The 18,360-nt window shown below is 68.7% G+C and carries 17 protein-coding genes; 8 read left to right on the top strand and 9 right to left on the bottom strand.

The window, feature by feature from the left end; genetic code table 11:
- Positions 1 to 14: 14 nt before the first annotated feature.
- Positions 15 to 965, bottom strand: a complete 951-nt coding sequence (locus tag D7252_RS04095) for an Lrp/AsnC family transcriptional regulator (RefSeq protein ID WP_120774233.1) — start codon at positions 963 to 965, stop codon at positions 15 to 17.
- A 191-nt stretch (positions 966 to 1,156) separates the two neighbouring features.
- Between D7252_RS04095 and D7252_RS04090 the strand changes: the two genes are divergently transcribed.
- From D7252_RS04090 to D7252_RS04070, 5 genes are read left to right on the top strand one after another with little or no spacing between them, the layout of a single operon-like run.
- Positions 1,157 to 2,503 (top strand): MFS transporter, encoded by a 1,347-nt coding sequence (locus tag D7252_RS04090; RefSeq protein ID WP_120774232.1) that lies wholly within the window; start codon positions 1,157 to 1,159, stop codon positions 2,501 to 2,503.
- Between the two features lie 3 nt (positions 2,504 to 2,506).
- Positions 2,507 to 4,180, top strand: coding sequence for an amidohydrolase (locus D7252_RS04085; protein ID WP_120774231.1), 1,674 nt, complete (start codon positions 2,507 to 2,509; stop codon positions 4,178 to 4,180).
- Between the two features lie 18 nt (positions 4,181 to 4,198).
- The gene (locus D7252_RS04080) at positions 4,199 to 5,812 is read left to right on the top strand and encodes a thiamine pyrophosphate-dependent enzyme (protein WP_308162435.1); all 1,614 of its coding nucleotides are present in this window, start codon (positions 4,199 to 4,201) and stop codon (positions 5,810 to 5,812) included.
- Positions 5,809 to 6,792 carry an agmatinase gene (gene speB / locus D7252_RS04075; protein WP_120774229.1) on the top strand — a complete coding sequence of 328 codons (984 nt, stop codon included), beginning with the start codon at positions 5,809 to 5,811 and terminating at the stop codon, positions 6,790 to 6,792. Before D7252_RS04080 ends, speB begins: the two co-directional genes overlap by 4 nt.
- Complete coding sequence (locus D7252_RS04070; RefSeq protein WP_120774228.1) at positions 6,789 to 7,784, top strand: C-terminal binding protein; 996 nt, start codon at positions 6,789 to 6,791, stop codon at positions 7,782 to 7,784. The genes speB and D7252_RS04070 overlap by 4 nt, the downstream gene beginning before the upstream one ends.
- Here the strand turns inward: D7252_RS04070 and D7252_RS04065 are convergent.
- On the bottom strand, positions 7,732 to 8,649 hold the full coding sequence (locus D7252_RS04065) for a S9 family peptidase (RefSeq protein WP_120774227.1): 918 nt from the start codon (positions 8,647 to 8,649) through the stop codon (positions 7,732 to 7,734). The genes D7252_RS04070 and D7252_RS04065 overlap by 53 nt on opposite strands.
- Positions 8,650 to 8,725: 76 nt before the next feature.
- Here D7252_RS04065 and D7252_RS04060 point away from each other — a divergent pair, with 76 nt between their 5' ends.
- Positions 8,726 to 9,373: a TetR family transcriptional regulator C-terminal domain-containing protein gene (locus tag D7252_RS04060; RefSeq protein ID WP_120774226.1), complete on the top strand. Its 648-nt coding sequence runs from the start codon at positions 8,726 to 8,728 to the stop codon at positions 9,371 to 9,373.
- A gap of 30 nt (positions 9,374 to 9,403) precedes the next feature.
- Here the strand turns inward: D7252_RS04060 and D7252_RS04055 are convergent, their stop codons facing one another.
- Both D7252_RS04055 and D7252_RS04050 read right to left on the bottom strand, forming a co-directional pair.
- Positions 9,404 to 10,792: an MFS transporter gene (locus tag D7252_RS04055; RefSeq protein ID WP_120776786.1), complete on the bottom strand. Its 1,389-nt coding sequence runs from the start codon at positions 10,790 to 10,792 to the stop codon at positions 9,404 to 9,406.
- Between the two features lie 182 nt (positions 10,793 to 10,974).
- On the bottom strand, positions 10,975 to 11,865 hold the full coding sequence (locus tag D7252_RS04050; protein WP_259461041.1) for an RIO1 family regulatory kinase/ATPase: 891 nt from the start codon (positions 11,863 to 11,865) through the stop codon (positions 10,975 to 10,977).
- Between the two features lie 391 nt (positions 11,866 to 12,256).
- On the opposite strand from D7252_RS04050, the gene D7252_RS04045 reads away from it, so the two are divergent.
- Positions 12,257 to 13,447: an MFS transporter gene (locus D7252_RS04045; RefSeq protein ID WP_120774225.1), complete on the top strand. Its 1,191-nt coding sequence runs from the start codon at positions 12,257 to 12,259 to the stop codon at positions 13,445 to 13,447.
- A gap of 42 nt (positions 13,448 to 13,489) precedes the next feature.
- On the opposite strand, the gene D7252_RS04040 is transcribed toward D7252_RS04045, so the two are convergent.
- Positions 13,490 to 14,407 (bottom strand): helix-turn-helix domain-containing protein, encoded by a 918-nt coding sequence (locus tag D7252_RS04040; RefSeq protein ID WP_120774224.1) that lies wholly within the window; start codon positions 14,405 to 14,407, stop codon positions 13,490 to 13,492.
- Positions 14,408 to 14,500: 93 nt separating this feature from the next.
- On the opposite strand from D7252_RS04040, the gene D7252_RS04035 reads away from it, so the two are divergent.
- Positions 14,501 to 14,962, top strand: coding sequence for a DUF3817 domain-containing protein (locus D7252_RS04035; protein WP_120774223.1), 462 nt, complete (start codon positions 14,501 to 14,503; stop codon positions 14,960 to 14,962).
- Between the two features lie 16 nt (positions 14,963 to 14,978).
- Here the strand turns inward: D7252_RS04035 and D7252_RS04030 are convergent, their stop codons facing one another.
- Genes D7252_RS04030 through D7252_RS04015 form a run of 4 tightly spaced genes read right to left on the bottom strand, consistent with a single transcriptional unit; the run spans position 14,979 to position 18,336 of the window.
- Entirely contained in the window at positions 14,979 to 15,659 is a 681-nt protein-coding gene (locus D7252_RS04030; RefSeq protein WP_120774222.1) for a hypothetical protein, read from the bottom strand.
- A 43-nt stretch (positions 15,660 to 15,702) separates the two neighbouring features.
- Positions 15,703 to 16,632 (bottom strand): NAD(P)/FAD-dependent oxidoreductase, encoded by a 930-nt coding sequence (locus D7252_RS04025; protein WP_259461040.1) that lies wholly within the window; start codon positions 16,630 to 16,632, stop codon positions 15,703 to 15,705.
- A gap of 4 nt (positions 16,633 to 16,636) precedes the next feature.
- A complete protein-coding gene (gene fdxA / locus D7252_RS04020; protein WP_120774220.1) occupies positions 16,637 to 16,954 on the bottom strand; it encodes a ferredoxin in 318 nt (105 codons plus the stop codon).
- Positions 16,951 to 18,336 (bottom strand): FAD-dependent oxidoreductase, encoded by a 1,386-nt coding sequence (locus D7252_RS04015; protein WP_120774219.1) that lies wholly within the window; start codon positions 18,334 to 18,336, stop codon positions 16,951 to 16,953. The genes fdxA and D7252_RS04015 overlap by 4 nt, the downstream gene beginning before the upstream one ends.
- Positions 18,337 to 18,360 lie beyond the last annotated feature (24 nt).

Below are 18,360 nucleotides of genomic sequence, written 5' to 3'. Positions count from 1 at the left end.
CACCCACCAGCACGTCACGAGCGAATCGCCGGACCCAGCGTTCGGGTGTAGTCCTCTTTCACGATGTCGAGGTGCGCCCACGTCTCGAGGGAGCCGATCTCCGGCAGCGCCCGGAGCTCTTCGATGAGAGCCAGGATGCCGGCGGATGCCGTACCCACCGCCGTGGCGATGAAGTCGTATGTTCCGTGCGAGCGGGCGACGAGATCGATCGCGGGGGCGCGTACGAGAAGGTCGCGCACCGGGGTGGCGTCTCCACGGAGAGTGATGCCGATCCCGATGGCCACCCGATTGCGGGAGAGGCCGCCGGTGTTGATGGCTGAGATGCGGATGACGCCGGCACGGATCAGCCTCTGCACGCGCGCGCGAGTTGACGAGGGAGAGAGTCGCACGGCCTCCGAGAGAGCGCGGTAACTGGTCCGGCCGTCGTTCTGGAGGATCGCGATGAGCTCCTGGTCGATGCCGTCCAGCGCCACGCTCGTACCGACATCCGGAGTGGAACTCGCCGTGATGAATTCCTTGAGCAGTGCGTCGTAGGTGTTGACGCGAATCTGGCGGACGGAAGGAATGGTGCGGATGCGTTCGAGAGTCGCGTGCAGCTCGTCGGCGTCGCTGTGGCGTGACTCGAACACGATCGGGTAGACGCCCGCGACTCGCGACACGAAGACGGTTCCGGGAAGGTCGGCGATCTGCTCGGCGACCGGAGCCGCCGGACCGTCGACGAGGACGCCGCCGTGGATCAGCACATGAAGCCCGGCGAAGCGCGGCGTGAGCGCCGCGACCACTCGAAGGCGCTCCCCTTCGAGTAATGCGCTGAGTCGGCGAGAGACGAGATCACGGGACGTGCCCAGCACTCGGGCGAGCTCGTAGACGCTGGCGCGGCCATCCGATTGGAGTGCGCGAATCAGCCGGTCGTCGAGAGCGCTCACGTCGCGCTCTCGGGCCGCCTGCGGGGAATGGATGATCACAGCGTGAGAATACCCGGATCTGCGTGCCCCACGCCGATTTTCGACGAATGAAAGCGCTCACCAGAGGTCGATTCACGCGAAATCGCCGTAATACTGCATGAAACGACGGAAACACGGAGCACCAACGGAAGATTGGCCGAGCGGAGTGCGCGTAGAGTCTCCCCGCACCGACCAAGCGAAGGAGCTTGCACATGTCCGTTTCCACGGCACCACCCCTGGGGCACCGCCGAGCCATGAAGGCAGGAGTCGCCGCAGTGGTCGGCACCACCATCGAGTGGTACGACTTCTACATCTACGCGACCGCTGCCGCGATCGTGTTCCCGCAGATCTTCTTCCCCGACATCGATCCGGGGCTCGGAACGCTCGCGTCCTTCGGCACCTACGCCGTGGCGTACTTCATGCGTCCGCTCGGCGGGATCATCTTCGGCCACATCGGCGACACACTCGGACGCAAGAAAGCTCTGACGATCACGCTCTTCGTGATGGGCATCGCGACCGTGCTCGTCGGCTGCCTTCCCGGCTACGACACCCTCGGCATCGCGGCGCCGATCCTGCTCGTCGTGCTGCGCATCGCTCAGGGACTCGCCGTCGGCGGCGAGTGGGGCAGTGCGAGCCTGATGGCGGTGGAGAGCGCGCCGGAGAAGTACAAGACCTTCTACGGCGGTTTCACGCAGCTGGGCAATCCGCTCGGAGCGCTGATGGCCTCCGGCGCCTTCTGGATCCTCGCCTCCCAGGGTGACGACGTTCTCCTGAGCTGGGGTTGGCGCGTGCCGTTCCTCTTCAGCATCGTGCTCATCGGTGTCGGCATGTGGGTGCGCTACCGGGTGGAGGAGACCCCGGTCTTCGAGGAGAAGGTTCAGGGCCAGAAGCAGTCCACCCCTCTGCTGTTCGCCCTCAAGAACAACGGCTGGCCGATGCTGCTCGGCTTCTGCATCATCGCCATGTCGTCGGGCGGCTACGTCATCGCGACATCGTTCGTGCAGAGCTACGCCACCAGCCCGGAGGTCGGACTCTCCGCAGGCCTCATCCTCGGTGCGATGACTCTCGCCTCCTTCATCGAGGCGCTGGTCACGCTCCCGCTGGCCTGGCTGGGCGACAAGTGGGGCGCGAAGAGGGTCATGTTCACCGGCATCCTGCTGTCCGCCGTCGTCATGGTGCCGCTGGTCATCGTGATCGGAAACCAGCAGATCGCGCTGATCTTCCTTCTCGTCTCCGTCATCCGCGTCACTCTGAGCGGTGCGTGGGCACCGCTGTCGACCGTCATGGCGCAGATGTTCCGGCCGCAGGCGCGCACGACGTCGATGTCCCTCTCGTACGGGGTCGGCGCCGCAGTCTGGGGCGGTCTGTCCCCGGCGATCGCGACGGCGCTGCTGCTGGCGACCGGCAACTTCTGGTCGGTCATCGCCTTCTTCGGAGTTCTCGCCGCCGTGGCCCTGTTCGGCACCTGGTTCGCTCCGCAGCACTCCGACCTCGCGCCGGTGACAGCGTCGTTCAACCCGCGCCTGGACACCACCGCGGTCAAGACCAGGAGGAAGTGACCCGTGCACCGTCTGACGACATTCGACGACCGCGATTCCGCACCGACGATCATCACCGCCGACGCCATCCTGACCGTCGACGGGGATCGACCACACGCCGAGGCCATGCTCACCGCCGGCGGGAAGATCGTGGCGGTCGGCTCTCTGACCGAGGTGGAGGAGGTGGCGAACGCCGCCGGCCTCAGCCCTGAGCGCAAGGACTACCCGGCAGCCACCATCGTCCCGGGCTTCATCGACGCGCACGCCCATCCGCTGATGTACGGTCAGATGCTCACCTGGGTCGACATCAGCCCAGAGCGTGCCGGCTCCATCCCGGAGATCGTCCGTCTGATGAACGAAGGGGCGAGCAAGCTCTCCGCCGGTGTCCCTGTGCGGGGCTACGGCTACGAGCAGCGGAACCTCGCCGAGCGGCGCCACCCCACGAAGGAGGAGCTCGACCAGATCGCCTCCGACCGTGAGGTGTACGTGATGAACGCCTCGGGTCACGGCGGCGTGGTGAACAGCTTCACGCTCGCCAAGTACGGGATCACCCGCGACACCCCGAACCCCGAGGGCGGCGAGTTCTTCCGCGACGCAGAGGGTGAGCTCACCGGGGAACTCTCCGATGCGGCGTGCAACATCCTCACCGGCCTGCATGGCGTGAAGATCGGTCACCACGGCCCGAACTTCCACCTGGGCGATGAGCCGGCCGAGCATCAGCGCCAGATGGACATCGCGCAGCACCAGTTCCTCGCCGGCGGCGTCACCGCCATCGGCGATGCCCAGGTGTCGAAGCGCGAGTTCGCGGCGTACCTGGCGATGGCCGAGCGCGGGGCCCTGTCGGTCCGCGTGTCGATGTACTTCCTCTCGCACCTGCTCGACCAGGTGCTCGCCCTGGGCCTGACCGGACCGTTCGGCAACGCATTCCTGTCGGCGGCGGGCATCAAGCTCTACGCCGACGGCACGCTCGGCGGGTGGACGGCGTACTTCCCCGAGGGGTATCTCGGCGATCCCTGCCGCACCGGGCAGCTCTACCACGAGCCGGCCGAGTACACCGAGCTGGTGAGTCGGGCGCACGGCGCCGGCTTGCAGACGGCGACGCACGCGCAGTCCCCGACCGCGATCGCCATGGTCGTGGATGCCATCGAGCAGGCCCTCATCGAGCGGCCCGACTCCGACGCCCGCCACCGCATCGAGCACTGCGGACTGCCGGATCCTGCGGAGATCACGCGGATGGCGGCCCTCGGCATCCGTCCCGTGAATCAGACGCAGCACTATTACAACTGGGGCGAGGGCGTCGAGCAGGCGATCGGCACCCCGGGCGAGCGGTTCAATCCGCTCGGGGAGTTCCTCGAAGCGGGTGTGCCGGCGACGATCTCCTCGGATGCTCCCGTCGCTGAGCCGCGTCCTCTCGAGGCGATCCAGGCCGCGGTGACCCGCATCACGCGACGCGGCCGCAAGCTCGGACCCGATTCGCTGCGGATCAGCGCCGAGGCGGCGCTCCGTGCCCACACTCTGGAAGGGGCGATCACGATCGGGCGGGAGCACGAACTCGGTTCGCTCGCACCGGGCAAGCGCGCCGACTTCGTGGTTCTGGGCGCGAACCCCCTCACGGTCGACGGCGCGGACATCGCGCAGATCGACGTCCTCGAGACCTGGGTCGACGGCACCCCCCGGTACCGGGCCGAACAGAACTGACAGCGGAGTATGGACAGCATGCAGACACGCACCGAACGCACGACCGGCTGGGTGGTCATGGAGACCCTCCGTGGCTACGGCATCGACACGATCTTCGGCATCCCTGGCACCCACAACCTGGAGTTCTACCGGCCGCTGACGGCCCTGGGCATCCGCCCCGTCACGACGCGGCACGAGCAGGGCGCCGGCTACGCCGCCGACGGCTGGTCGCTGCAGACGGGCAAGCCGGGCGTGGTCATCACGACCAGCGGCCCTGGCCTGCTGAACGCGCTGTCGGCGGCAGGCACCGCGTATTGCGAGTCGCGGCCGATGATCATCCTGTCGCCCGGCCCGGCGCGCGGAGCCGAATTCGCCGATGTCGGCAGCCTCCACGAGACGAAGGATCAGCTGGCCGCAGCATCCGCCATCGTCGAATGGGGCCGACGGGTGGGGTCCGCCGAGGAAGCCGTGCAGGCGGTGCACGACGCGTTCGCGCTCTTCACCACGGGTCGTCCTCGGCCGGTCTACATCGAAGTGCCGCTGGACCTTCTCGAACAGGAGACGCCGATCGACGCGGCTCTGCTCGATTCTCGCGTCGTGCCCTCGCCATCCGCTCCGGATGCCGATGCGACGGATGCCGCGGCACGCCTGCTCGCGTCGGCGACCGATCCCGTCATCCTCGCCGGCGGCGGGTCGCGTCGCGCCGGTACCGAGCTGCGCATGCTCGCCGAGCGCCTCGGTGCACCGGTCGTGACGACGCTCAACGCCAAGGGGGTGCTCGATGAGCAGCATCCGCTCTCGCTCGGGTCGAACCTGCGGCTCGCGGCGGCCAGGAACCGAGCGCGGGACGCCGACGTGCTGCTGGTCGTCGGTTCGAAGCTGGGCGCCGCCGAGCTCTGGGTCGATCGGCTCGAGGCGCGCGGCACGGTCATCCGCATCGACCTGGTGGAGTCGCAGCTCGACAAGAATCAGGATGCCGAGATCGGGATCGTCGCGGATGCCGCCGCCGCACTGTCCGCGATCACGGCAGCGCTGGGCGACGGTGAGCCGCTTCCCGAAGCCAGGGTCGCCGAGACGCTGCATGCTGTTCGTGCCGAGTGCCGGGAGTTGTCCGCCGTGAACACCGGCCTCGCCGAGGCCATCGCCGCGGTCCTTCCCGACAACGCGATCGTCGCCACCGACTCGTCCCAGATCGCGTACTGGGGCCTCGTGAACGTGCTCGAGGTCGCTTCGCCGAACTCGATGCCCTACATGGCCACGTACGCGACACTCGGCTACGGCCTGCCGGCTGCGATCGGCGCCCGCATCGCATCGCCCGACCGTCCGTCGTTCGCGGTGGTCGGCGACGGTGCGCTGATGTTCTCGATGCAGGAATTCATCACGATCGTCGAGCAGCGTCTCGACGTGACGGTGATCATCGTCGACAACGGCGGCTACGCCGAGATCAAGCAGAACGAGATCGACGCGGGGATCGCCCCCATCGCCGTCGACCTCGTCCAGCCCGACTGGGCGGCGGTCGCGACGGCGTTCGGCGGCACGGGCCGCCGCGTCGCATCCGCCCGCGAACTGGCCGACGCCGTCTCGGCGGCCGAGACCGCCGGCGGTCTCCAGGTCATCCACATCCCGCAGTCGACCTTCGAGGACGCAGCATGAGCACCACACCCATCGGCCCGGCGGACGCCTCGAAGACGCCGCGATACGCGGGGCTCTCCACGTTCGCCCGACTGCCGCGCATCGAAGACGTGGGTGACGTGGACCTCGCGATCGTCGGCATCCCCTTCGACTCCGGCGTCAGCTACCGCCCCGGTGCCCGCTTCGGGCCGGAGCACGTCCGTGCATCGAGCCGCCTCCTGCGCCCGTACAATCCGGCCCAGGACTTCGCCGGATGGGAAGCGGTGCAGATGGCGGATGCCGGAGACATCGCGGTCAACCCCTTCCACATCGAGGAGGCCGTGCGCCAGATCGCCGAGGCGGCGACCGAGCTCGGCAGCCGTGTGGACCGCATCCTCACCATCGGCGGGGACCACACGATCGCCTATCCGCTGCTCAAGGCCATCAGCGAGAAGCACGGACCCGTCGCGGTGCTGCACTTCGACGCGCACCTCGACACGTGGGACACCTACTTCGACGAGCCGATCACCCACGGCACCCCGTTCCGGCGTGCATCGGAGGACGGGTACCTCGATCGGACGGCATCCGTGCACGTCGGCACCCGCGGTCCGCTCTACAGCCGGCAGGATCTCGACGACGACGAGGTCCTCGGCTTCGCGATCGTCACCAGCGAAGACATCGAAGAGCACGGCGTTCCCGCGGCGCTCGATCGCATTCGTCAGCGGGTGGGAGACCGGCCGCTGTACATCTCCATCGACATCGACGTGCTCGACCCGGCGCACGCTCCGGGTACGGGCACTCCCGAGGCCGGTGGGCTGACCAGCCGGGAATTGCTCCGGCTCCTGCGCGGGCTCACCGATCTGCACATCGTCGGCTGCGACGTGGTCGAGGTCGCGCCGGCCTACGACCATGCGCAGGTGACGGGGATCGCGGCGAGTCACGTGGCCTACGAGCTGATGACGGCGATGGCACAGGGGATCGTGCGCGAGCGTGCGGCCGCGACGAAGGCGGGCGACGCATGACCGAGAACACGGGGCGCCGGCCTGTCGCCATCTACACGGATGTCGACGACACCGACCCGGCCGCCGGCATCGCACTCCTGGAGGCCCACGGTTTCGAGGTCCGCGTGCTCGGCACTCGCGACCCGGCGGAGATCATCGCCGGCGCGCAGGATGCCGACGCACTGCTGCCCGGGTACGCCTCGGTGACGCGCGCCATGATCGAGCAGCTCCCGAACCTCAAGGTCATCGCCCTGATGTCGATGGGCTTCGACTACGTCGACGTGGACGCGGCGACAGAGCACGGCGTCTGGGTGACGAATCTGCCCGGTGTCGCGACGCCGGAGGTCGCCACACACGCCCTCGCGATCGTGCTGGCCAGCGTCCGGCAGTTGCGCTTCTACACGGCATCGGCGACCCCGACCGGCTGGAACGACCGCTCCCTCAAGGCGCCGCCGCGGATGAGTGAGCTGACGCTGGGGGTCATCGGCCTCGGGCGGATCGGCAAGGAGTTCGCCCGGCTCGCGACCCCGCTCTTCGGACGGGTGCTCGGCTACGACCCCATGCTTCCGGACTCGGCGGAGACCCAGGCGGAGTTGGCGGGCCTCGGAGTGGCCAGGGTGGGACTTGAAGAGCTGCGGCGCGGAGCGAACGTCGTGTCGCTGCACCTGCCGTTGACCGCCGAGACCGATCGGATGATCGACTCCGAGTTCCTGGCCGAGATGCCCGCCGGGTCGTTCCTCGTGAATGTGTCCCGAGGCGCGCTGGTCGACAGTGCGGCGCTCGCCGCAGCCCTCGACAGCGGGCGGTTGGCCGGGGCTGCACTCGATGTGCTCGAGGAGGAACCGCCGACACCCGGGCATCCGCTGCTCGGTCGTGACGACGTCGTCCTGACGCCCCACATCGCCTACCTGTCGACGTACACGGAGGCCGAGTACGTGCGTATTCAGGCGCAGAACGCCATCACGATGCTCGAGACAGGTGCGCCGGATACGCCGGTGAACCGGCCGGTCTGACGTCGTCGAGAGCGTCGAGCCCGCCGACCGCGAGGGCGACGACGGCATCGATCGTGGCATCCGCCGACAGCACCCGGGTGTGACCGAACCCTTCGACACGCAACAGGCGCGAACGGCCGCCGTGGGCGGCGTGCAGACGAAGGGAGTCGTCGTCCGGCATCCGTCGATCCCCGCGGTCGTGCACGACCAACAGCGCCGTGTCGAGGGGCAGCGGATGCTGGGCGGCGTCGTACCGCGCACCGATGGTCGTCTCGTCGACTTGGAGGCGCCGACGGAACTGCGCCGTCATGTGAGCAGTGGTCGCACGGTCGAGCCCGAGTTGACGGGAGAACTCCGCGATGAAGGCCGCGGGTCCGGCCCCGCCCGCGATCACGGCGACCGCCGGCACCGGGACGCTCGAGCGAGCGGCCGTCAACGCGGCGAAGCCGCCGAACGAGTGCCCGACGATCGCGGCGAACGGTCCGTGCACGGCCTGCAGCTGCTCGGCGGCCGCGACCCAATCGCGGACGTCGGCGTGACGCCCTTTCGATGCACCGTGTGCGGGGGCGTCGAAAGAGACGACGCGGAAGCCCTCGAAGACGAGCTCCCGCACGAGCGGGGCGAACTGCGAAGCGCGTCCCCGCCAGCCGTGGAGGAGCAGCACGGTGCGATCGCCTCGGCCCCATTCATAGGTGGTGACGTCGGTGCCGCGCACGACGATGGTGTCTCGGCGCCCATCCGCGTGGGTGGGTGCATCCGCAGGTCGAACCGGCATCCGCGGGGCGGTCGAGAAGAACGCGCGGTACGCGAGAGCGCCGGCCAGGGCGGGGGAGACGAGGGCGATGGTGCGGATGCTGTGGGCGATCAGTGCGGACAGGGATGGCATGAGTTCTCCTGGGCCGAGAAAAGTATACGAACGATCATTCGTATAGTACGCGAACGATCGTTCGTATACTAGAGAGATGTCAGATCCGACAGTTCTCGACGGGCGACGGGCCCGCGGCGACGCCTCGCGTCGCGTCGTGCTGCACAGCGCGACAGACCTCGCGTCCGTCGAAGGGCTCGACGGGCTGACGATCGGGCGACTGGCCGCAGCATCCGGGCACAGTAAGAGCAGCATCGCCACCCTCTTCCAGGGCAAGGAGGGCCTGCAGCTGGCGACTGTCGCGGCCGCCCGCGAGATCTTCCTCGCTCACGTCGTCGAGCCCGCTCGGGCGCACTCGCGCGGTGCGCATCGGCTCGCCGTGCTGTTGCGCAGCGCGCTCATCTACTCACGGGATCGCGTCTTCACCGGCGGCTGTTTCTTCGCCGCCACCGCCGCCGACGTCGACTCCAAGTCAGGCCCGGTGAGTGACGCCGTGCGGACGGCGATGGTCGAGTGGCACGGATACGTCGAGGCTCAGCTGCGTCACGCGATCCCGGCCGATGAGCTCGACGTCGACGATGTCGAGGTGCTCGCTTTCGAACTGGTGGCGCTCTACGAGGAGGCGAACTCGCGCTCGCTGCTCATGGGCGACGAGCGTCCGTACACGCTGGCCGCCGCCGCCATGCGCAACAGGCTTCACGCGGCCGGGGCCCGTGCGGACGTGCTCGCGCTGCTCGAACTCTGAGGACGGGGCGGCTCAGCGGAGCGGGGCGGGTCAGCGCGGCGCCTTCACCGGGAGCAGCAGCAGGAAGCCGAGAATGAGCACGAGCACGATGCCCAGGATGCCGTAGGCAGTCTGCGCGGTCAGCACGATCAGCAGCGTCCACGCGGCGGAGGCCATCCAACTCGCCGCCCGGCCCGTCGTCGCGTAGAGGCCGAAGATCTCGCCTTCGCGGCCGGCCGGGGTGACCCGGGCGAGGAATGAGCGGGAGGCCGACTGCGCCGGTCCGACGAACGCGCAGAGAACGAGTCCGCCGATCCAGAAGACGACAGTGCCGGCATCCACCAGGAAGAACACCGCCAGCCCCGCGATGATCATCGACGCCAGCGCCGTGAGGATGATGCGCTTCGGACCGAACCTGTCGTCGAAGCGTCCGGCGATGATCGTCGAAACCCCCGCGATGAGATTGGCAGCAATGCCGAAGACCACGATCTCCAGGAACTCGAAGCGGAACACCTGACTGGCGATCACCGCGCCGAACGCGAAGACGCCGCCGAGCCCGTCGCGGAAGACGGCGCTGGCCAGGAGGAACCAGAACGTCGGACGCGTCTCGGAGTTTCGATACAGGCCTTTGACGTCCTTCGCCAACAAGCCGTACGACGCGAAGAACCCGACCTTGCGTTCGGGCCGTCCGAGTGACGGCTCCGGCACGTTCAGGAAGATCGGGATGCTGAAGACCACTGTCCAGATCGCACAGCCCAGCGCGATGATGCGGAACGGGAGGCCGTCGTCGGCGGAGAGGCCGAACCAGTCCAGCGCGTAGAAGACGACGACGATGATCAAGGCGACGATGCCGCCCAGGTAGCCGAATCCCCAGCCGAGTCCGGAGATGCGGCCCACCGTCTTCGGGTTGGCGATCCCGATGAGCATGGCGTTCGAGTTCACCGCGGCGATCTCGCCGAACACCGAGCCCGCCGAGATCAGGGCGACGCCGAGCCAGAACAGGGACGGGGTGGGCTCGACGAACCACAGCAGCGCCATGCACAGGGCGAGTGCGCCGGTGCCGATTCCGAGCCAGAGCTTCTGACGTCCCGCAGCATCCGCTCTTTGGCCGAGAACGGGCGCGAGGAGCAGGATCGCGAGCGCGGCGATGGTGGAGCCGAGGCCCAGACCCGAGGCCAGACCCGCCTCCGCTGCGACACGGACCGCGTCCTCTTCGTCGAGCGCTGCGATGTCGGCGGGAAGGAACGCCTCGGTGGTGAGGTACAGCGCGGTGAAGATGAAGGTGAGGATGACGGTGTTGAACGGCTGCGTCGCCCAATCCCACAGCGCCCAGGAATAGACCTGTTTCTTCGGGGCCGGTGTCTCGCCCCGCAGGTCGAGGCCGATCACGCCGACGGCCCCGCTGTTCGCGGTGGCCGAGGGCTGGGGGTGTTCGCTCATGCTCGAATTCTGCTGCTGCCCGGTGAACACCCGGTGACGCCGCGCCGCGCGCTGGTTTGCCCTTCCGGTCGCCGTTTCGGTCGGTGGGCCCGGGCGCTCGACCGTTCCGGTCGCAGTTTCGACCGCCGGAACCGCCCGCGAGCGGCACGAAGTGCGACCGCGACGTGACTCGCCGACCCGGTTCAGGCCGCGAGCAGCTCGGCGAACAGTGCCTCGGGGTCGCACTCCAGCCGCCGCCGCGCGAACCAGTCGCAGATGTTCACACAGTCGCGGTGCAGCAGGTCGAGCCCCTGCGGGTTCGCGATGATGTCGACGATCTGCGGGAGGTCGATGACCCGCACCCGCTCTTCGTGGACGAGCAGGTTGTAGGCCGACAGGTCTCCGTGGGCGAACCCGGCGGCTGCGAACGTCCGCATGATCTCGACGACCTGCGCGTAGAGGTCGGCGAGTTCCGTGCGGGCGCCGCGCACCTGGGCGAGTCGCGGCGCGGCCGTGCCATCGGCATCCCCGAGGAACTCCATGAGCACCTCGGTGCCGTTGACCTGCACGGGATACGGCACCGGCGCTCCGAGCTGCCACATCCGACTCAGCGCCTGGAACTCGGCGAACGACCACTGCGCCGCCGCCACCGCCCGACCATGCGTCGACTTGTTGGCGAGGGCGCGCGTGTCGCGGGTGTTCCGCGTGCTCCGCCCCTCGGTATAGACCGCCGAGCGGTGGAAGCTGCGATGCTCCGGGGAGCGATAGCGCTTCGCGGCAAAGCAGCGTGCGCTGCGCGGGGTCGTCCGGCACGGCGCGTTCCAGCAGGAAGACGTCGGCCTCCTTGCCCGTCTTGAGGACGCCGAGTTCGGTGTCGAGAGCGCCGGCGGAGGTGACGAGCCAGTCCGGCCAGGGAGCTGGTCCGCGTTCCGTCGGTGTGACCGCCGGCCAGGTCGACCAGCGCTGGTTCTCGCCCGGTTCGACGTCGGCGAAGAACAGGTCGGTCGTGGTGTCGAAGGGGGATGCGTCCATGGACGCGGCTTCCGAGGAAGCGAAGAGATCAGACAAGGTGTGGCTCCAGGGTGGGAGGCCACACCAGGATCAGGAGCGGGTGGCCTCGAAGGGAAGGTCGGCGGGAAGCGCGACGAAGACGGTGTTCATGTCTCGCTCCTCTCGCTCTGCCTTCCGGGCTCATCCCGGTGCGTTGGTCGAGTTTAAGGGGGTGACGGTCCGGCTGTCCAGAGCGAACTGGCTCGGTGCCCGGGCGGATCCTCCGGTCGCAGTTTCGGCCGCCGGTGGCTGTTGCGGTCGCAGTTTCGGCCGTCGTCGCGCGTGGATCCCGGCGCGAACTGCGACCGGAGCGGGCATCGCGGGCCGAGCTCGGCGCGAACTGCGACCGGAAGCGCCCCATCCGTCCGGACGAATCGTCGGATGCCGCGGACGACCGGTCGGGCGACGACATCCGGATGCTGCCACGGTGGAACCATGACAACCACAGCGCCCACGCCCACCGTGGCGACCTCTCGGACCGAGAAGATTCGCTACGGCGGCCTCATCGTCGTGATGATGATGAGCTTCCTGCTCGTGACGGCGGAGTTCCTTCCCAACGGGATCCTCACCGAGATGGCGGACGCGCTGAACGTCACCCCCGGGCAGGCAGGTCAGACCGTCACGGTCACCGCGTTGGTGGGGCTCCTCGTCGCTCCGACGATCGGTCTGATGTTTCCGCGACTCGACCGCCGGTCGCTGTTGGTCTGGATGGCGCTCGCTGCCGCCGCGTCGAACCTCATCGTGGCGATCTCCCCGAACCTCGTGATCGTTCTCCTCGCCCGTTTCCTGCTGGGCGCCGCCATCAGTGCATTCTGGTCGATGTCGATCACCGTCGCCGTGCGCGTCGCGGGTCCGGAGCGTCTCGGCCGTGCAGTGATGTTCACCTCGGCGGGAGCATCTCTCGCCACCGTCGCCGGAGTGCCGCTGGGCGTGATGCTCAGCGAACTCGTCGACTGGCGGACGACCTTCGCGCTGGCCGGCATCGTCACCGGGCTTCTGGCGATCGCCCTGAGAGTGCTCCTTCCGCCGGTTCCCGCGGCGCAGGCGTCGAGCATCGCGCTGCTCATCGACACGATCCGCCGGCCCGGTGTCTCGCTCGGTCTCATCGGGCACGTGTTCGTGGTGCTCGGACACTTCCTGGCCTACACGTACGTGCGCCTCGCTCTGGAACGCATCCCCGACGTCGACCCGTCGACGATCGTCGTGCTCTTGGCGCTGTTCGGTGCCGGAGGCCTGATCGGCAACATCGTCATCGGACTCGTCATCGACCGCTCGTTCGCCTTCTTCGCGGTGCTGGCGCCGACGGTCATCGCCGTGGCCGTCGCCGCCATGATCCTGCTTTCGGGCTCGGTCGTCGGGATAGGCATCGTCGTCTTCGTCTGGGGTCTGTTCTTCGCGTCGTGGCTGATCGTGGTGAACACCTGGGTCGGCCACCGGATGCCGGACCGCCTGGAAGCCGGCGGGAGCCTCGTCGTGGTCGGCTTCCAGGGGGCGATCATGATCGCCGCCGGGTTGGGCGCATTCCTCGTCGACACCCTCAGCGTCGAGCTCGTCTACGCTCTCGGAGCGGGTGCGCTGGTGATCGGCGCGGTCCTGTTCGGCGCGTCGAATCGCGCCAGAGTCTGACGGCCTGTCGGGAAGCCGGGTGGATGCCGTCCGCCCGGCTTTCTACGCCGGTACGGGCGCGCGGTGCGCCATGCGCCAGGACGACGGAGTCATGCCGGTGCGGCGGCGGAACGCCCGGCTGAAACCCTCGTCCGAGGCGTAGCCCAACTCGCGGGAGACATCGCTCACGGTTCGGCCGGTGTCGAGCATCCGCTTGGCCGCCTCGATGCGCACCTCGGTGACGTAGTCGGCGGGGGAGCGGCCGATGACGGTGCGGAAGCGTTCCGCGAACGTCGAGCGCGACATGGCACCCACGCCCGCGAGGCGCTCGACCGTCCAGTCACGCCCCGGCTCTTCGTGGATCGCGTCGATCACGCGGTCGAGGAACGGGTCGTTCGAGAGCGATGGCCAGCCCGCCGGTGCGCAGCCGTTCGCCGCCCAGGCGCGGATGACCGACAGGAGGACGGTCATGGCCATCATGCGGCAGATCACCGGGTCGCCGTTGCGGACGGGCTTCGTGGATGCGTCCACCGTGCCCATGTTCCGAGCGAGCGCCGCTGCGGCCGGTTCGAGCGCGTCGAAGCCCGTGACGGTGATGGAGTCGGGGAGCACAGCGTGCAGCGGAGAACCGGCATCGGCCAGTTCCAGGTCGACGACGATCAGGCTGGTGGCCTCCTCCGCCTCGAGTCCCAACGGTGAGCGGCCCAGAGTGAGGAATGCATCGCCGGCGACGAGTGGCTCAGGACGCGCGAAAGGTTCGACCGTGAGCGTGTCTCCGTCGGAGTCGACATCGAGACGGCATCCGCGGGCGAGGGGCGGTTGGCCGTGCACGCTGCCCTCCGCGATGTACACGAGGGTGACGCGGCCGAGCGGGAGGGGCAGCAGCGCTCCCGCCGCAAGCGTCGTTCCCCGGCCCACGCCGACGCGCAGATCGACGGCGCCGAGCACCTGCGAGAGCGCGTCTGCGTCCACTGTCACCATGCCTTCGGCAACATCGCCCCCGGACTCCCTATTCCCCGGCGACTCCACGCTTCCGCCCCGGATACGCTGGGAGGACCCCACCCGAGGAGTCCCGTGTTCCGCACCCCCGACCGCCTTTTCCGAGTTCTTGCCATCGCGGAGGCCATCACCTGGACGATCTTGATCGCTGCGATCATCGCCAGGGCCGTCGGTGCGCCCGGGATCGTGGTGACCGTCGGCGGCGGTATCCACGGGTTCGTCTTCCTCGCCTACGCCGCCACCGCCCTGCTCGTCGCCGTGAACCAGCGGTGGCACCTCGGGGTGGCAGCGCTCGCCGTCATCAGTGCGGTCGTCCCCTATGCGACGATCCCCACGGAGATCTGGCTGCACCGCACCGGCCGGCTCGACGGATCATGGCGTCTCGACGCGACCGACGACCCGCGCGATCGCCGGTGGTACGACCGACTGATGCGATGGTTCCTGCGGCGCCCCTGGATGCTGGCGGTGCTGCTCGCGGTCGGCATCGTCGCCCTGTACGTGATCCTGCTGCTCGTCGGCCCGCCCGGCGGGAAGTGAGCGCTCCGGCGCCGGTTCAGTCAGTGATGACGACCGCGTTCGCTTCGTTCACGAGCTCCATGGTCGCTTCTGCATTCGCTCCCGCGCCGGTGCAGTCGACGATCACATACAGACCGACACCGACGTTGGTGAACGCTCGCGCGGCCATCAGCCAGGTGCGGTCGCCCTCTGCGCCGATGACCTGACGGGTTTCGACGCCCCCGGTGCCGCCGATCTGGTTGCTGAACTCGCCGGTCGTGGCGACGGCGGTGATCTCTTCCGTCGGGCTGTCCAGGAGCACACCGAGGATGGCGTCGGAGGACATGCTGTCATCGCCCTCGACCACGGGAACGTCGCTGATGCGGCCCTGCCAGAACTGCGCGGTGCAGCTGTCGTCGGCCGTGCCATACGTCCATCCGCCGTTGCCGTCGTCAGGTGACACCGTCTTCCACGCTTCGTCGGCCATGAAGCCGTCGCCCCACTCGATGTATGCGGTGGTCGGAAGGTCGGCGCCTTCATCGAACGTGACCGTCGCTGAGCCGGCAGGATCGTCGGTGGGCTCCCCGGTGGCTTCGGGTTCACTCGACGGGGTGGTCTCCGAGGGCTGAGTCGTCGGGATCTGAGCGGACAGGCAGCCGCTGAGAGGGAGCAGGGCGACGGCTACCACCGCGGCGGCGGCGATACGGGACAGCGGTGAGACCTGCGAGTGGCGCGTCATGCCGGTCAGCCTAGTCCCGCCGTGAGCGGTGTCCGGCGCAGACTCAGTGCGCGGTGGCGACGCCGATCGTGTCATGCACGATGACGGCGGCCACGCGCGCACCGGCGCCCGCGGCGACGATGAGCTGCTGCGGGCCGGGAGCCGCGGCATCACCGGCGGCGTACAGTCCCGCAACGAGCGTGCGTCCGGAGCGGTCGGTGATCAGATTCCCTGCGTCGTCGACCGCGGGGGTGATCCCGTCGAGGAAGGACAGCTCGGTCTCCCATTCCGGGCGGACGAAACCGCCGTCGACCGCGTGTGTCGTTCCGTCGGCGAGGCGCACCGCTTCCAGGCGCCCCCGATCGCCCACGAGTTCGACGATCGGATGCCGCTTGACCGTCACCCCGGACGCGGCGAGCTCGGCCTCCTCCGCCGTGCTCACCACGTCGGAGCCGTTCGTGAAGACGGTGAGTGTCTGCGTCCACCGCCCGATCAGGCGGGCACGGTCAGCCAGATCCGACGATTCGCCGATGAGTGCCAGGCGGCGCCCCTGCAGTTCCCAGGCGTCGCAGGCCGCGCAGCTGAACAGGCTCATGCCGTAGAATCCGCGCAGATTCGGCACGTCGGGAAGCGTCTCCCGCAGCCCGGTCGCGAGCAGCACCGTGCGCGCCGAGACCGTCGTCTCGGAGGTGCGTCGCCCGATCTCGGCTTCGAACCCGGCATCCGCCGTTCGCAGCGCCACCACCCGCACGCGCGTCCGCACTTCGACATTCGGGTAGGCGTCGAGTTCCGCGCGGGCGATGCGGCGTAACTCGTGCGGCGGAACGCCGTCGCGCGTGAGGAAGCCGTGCGAATTCAGGGTCGCTGCGTTCCGCGGACGATCCGCGTCGACGACGAGAACTCGCGCCAGCGAACGGCCGAGATTGAGTGCGGCGGAGAGCCCGGCGGGGCCTCCGCCGACGATCAGCACGTCGTAGGGAGCGATGTCGGTCACAGCGTCACCCCTGAGGCGGAAGGGCCGCGATGACGGGGTGGTCGAAGTCATAGGCGCCGACCTTCGCAGCACCACCCGGGGAACCGATCTCGTCGAAGAACTCGACGTTCGCCTTGTAGTAGTCCTGCCACTCGTCGGGGAGGTCGTCTTCGTAGTAGATCGCCTCGACCGGGCACACCGGCTCGCACGCGCCGCAGTCCACGCACTCGTCGGGGTGGATGTAGAGCGATCGTTCACCCTCGTAGATGCAGTCGACGGGGCACTCGTCGATGCAGGCGCGATCCTTCACATCGACGCAGGGCAGCGCGATGACGTAGGTCATCGGACGAGGACTTCGTCGCGCGACACCGCCACCTGCTCTTCGCGCGGAACGACCTTCACGCGCTCACGGGCGTGCGTGTGCGTCTCACCGAGGCGCCGCTCGTGCGCGTCGAGAGCGAGCCAGCCGTCCCACGTCGTGTACGCGGTCTCGCGGGCGTCGAGCAGATCGAGCACATCGCCCTCCACGGCCGGGGACGTGAGGATCCCCGCCGCCGCATCCGCCACCAGGTGGGTCACGGTCTCGAGCGCATCGGACTTCGTATGCCCGATGAGTCCGACAGGGCCGCGCTTGATCCACCCCGTCGCATACAGCCCGGCCTCGCCATCGACCCGACCGCCGTCGTTCGGGACGACGCCGCGGGCCTCGTCGAACGGAGCTCCCGCCACTCTCGTGCCGTAGTAGCCCACGGCACGATAGACCGCCTGCACCGCGTAGTCGCGGAACTCGCCGGTGCCGACCAGCTTGCCGGCATCCGTTCCCGCACTCTCGATCCGGGTGCGCTCGAAGCGGATGCCCTCGACCTCGCGTTCACCGATGATCTCGACCGGGCGGTGCCAGAAGTGCAGGTGGAGCCGACGGGATGCTGCGCCGACGGGGCGATCACGCCAACTGTTCAGCGTCCGCAGCATCACCTTGAGCTGGTTCGTCGGGGCGGTTGCGGCATCCACACCGTCGAAGTCCTCGCCGTGGACCACGAGGTCGACGTCTCTCACCTCGCCGAGCTCCCGGAGCTCGATGGGCGTGAACTTGATGTCGGCAGGACCGCGACGACCGAACACGTGCACGTCGGTCACCGCAGACGACTCGAGACCGGCGAGGACGTTGTCCGGTACCTCGGTGGTGCGCAGATCGACGGCATGCTTGGCGAGCACCCGGGCGACATCGAGGGCGACGTTGCCGTTTCCGATCACGGCGACCGACGAGGCATCGAGGGGCCAGGTGCGGGACACGTCGGGGTGGCCGTCGAACCAGGCCACGAAGTCGGCCGCACCGTACGAGCCGGGGAGGTCGACGCCGGGGATGTCGAGCGCGGCATCGCGGATCGCACCCGTCGCGAGGATGACCGCGTGGTAGCGCTCGCGAAGCTCGTCGAGGGCGATGTCCCGACCGACCTCGACGTTGCCGATGAACCGGATCGTGCGCCTGGCGGCACCTTCGGAAGGGAAGGCGTCGAGCATCTCGTGGAGCGAATTCACGATGCCTTTGATGCGGGGATGGTCGGGGGCGACGCCGTAGCGGATCAGCCCGTAGGGCGCCGGGAGAGACTCGAACAGGTCGATCTCGACACCGGCGTGCGCGTTGGCGAGCAGGTTGCCGGCGTAGATGCCGGCGGGCCCGGCGCCGACGATGGCGACGCGCAGGGCAGGAGCGGAGGAGGTCATGACGGCCTTTCGGAGGGCGGGTCA

It is taken from the genome of Microbacterium sp. CGR2 (assembly GCF_003626735.1).
GTDB lineage: Bacteria > Actinomycetota > Actinomycetes > Actinomycetales > Microbacteriaceae > Microbacterium.
This window is presented reverse-complemented; position numbering and strand designations above follow the sequence as displayed.